This is a genomic window from Humibacter antri, from assembly GCF_054777235.1.
In genome coordinates this window covers 1-1231 of record NZ_BAAHAW010000064.1, presented here as the reverse complement: position 1 = coordinate 1231, position 1231 = coordinate 1, and the positions used below count along the sequence as shown (strand labels likewise).

The following is a 1231-nucleotide window of genomic DNA, read 5'->3' as shown; positions in this document are numbered from 1 at the left end:
TCCATCGTGACTGTCCGGTGCCCTTCGGGTCTAGTGACCGCGTCACGAGATAGAGCGTTTTGAGCGCTGCTTGCTCGGACGGGAAGTGGCCGCGTGCCCGCACGGCCCTTCGGAATCGGGCATTGAGCGATTCGATCGCGTTGGTCGAGCACAGCACCTTGCGGATCTCTACGTCGTAGCCGAGGAACGGTGTGAAGTGCTCCCACGCAGATCGCCAGAGCCCGGATATCGCGGGATACTTCGGTGCCCATTCGGCTTCGAACTCCTCGAACGCCGCCCACGCGGCCGCGGCCGAGGGCGCCGTGTAGATGGGTTTGAGTTCCCGGGCGATGCGGTCCCAGTACTTCTTTGAGGCGTAGCGGAACGTGCCGCGGATCAGATGGATGATGCAGGTCTGGATCGTCGCGAGCGGGAACACCGCGTTTGCGGAGTCCGGCAGGCCCTTCAGGCCGTCGCAGACGATGAAAAACACATCTGTGACACCGCGATTCTTGATCTCGGTGAGCACGCTCATCCAGTACTTCGCGGACTCACCCCGTCCGTCGGAGCCCGCCCAGACCCCGAGCACGTCGCGGTGGCCCTCAAGATCGACACCGATCGCCGCGTAGAACGCCCGGTTGGCGACCTGCCCGTCGCGCACCTTGACATGGATCGCGTCGATGAACACCGCCGCATAGACCGGCTGGAGCGGTCGTGCGCACCATTCATTCATCTCATCGACCACCGCATCGGTGATCTGGCTGATGCGGTCTTTCGAGATGGATGCCCCGTAGATCTCGTCGAAATGCGCCGAGATCTCGCCTGTGGTCAGACCCTTCGCATACAGCGACAGGGCGATCGTGTCGACGTCCCCAAGTCGGCGTTGGTGCTTGGCCACGATCACCGGCTCGAAGCTGCCGTTGCGGTCCCTGGGCACCGTGACCTGGACCGGCCCTGCGTTGTCAGTCAGAACTGTCTTGGTACGAGTTCCGTTACGCGAGTTCCCGGTACCGCGGCCCACGACATCATGTTTCTCATAGCCGAGGTGCTCATCCATCTCGCCCTCCAGCGCCGTCTCCAGCACCACCGCCGTGAGCTGCTTGAGCAGCCCGTTCGGCCCCGTCAGATCATCGCCACGCGCCCGCGCAGCCTTCACCAACTGAGCAATCGTGGCGTGATCCGCCACCGCGGGATCCTTGAACTTCTGTGCTGCTTTTTTCGTCGACGAACCCATGTCCGTCAGTGTCTCGGT

1 protein-coding gene is annotated in these 1231 nt (G+C 63.0%); it reads right to left on the bottom strand.

The window, feature by feature from the left end:
• A partial coding sequence (locus ACYVDK_RS18290) for an IS256 family transposase (RefSeq protein WP_460524443.1) occupies positions 1–1213 on the bottom strand: 1213 nt, incomplete at its 3' end.
• Between the last annotated feature and the right edge of the window lie 18 nt (positions 1214–1231).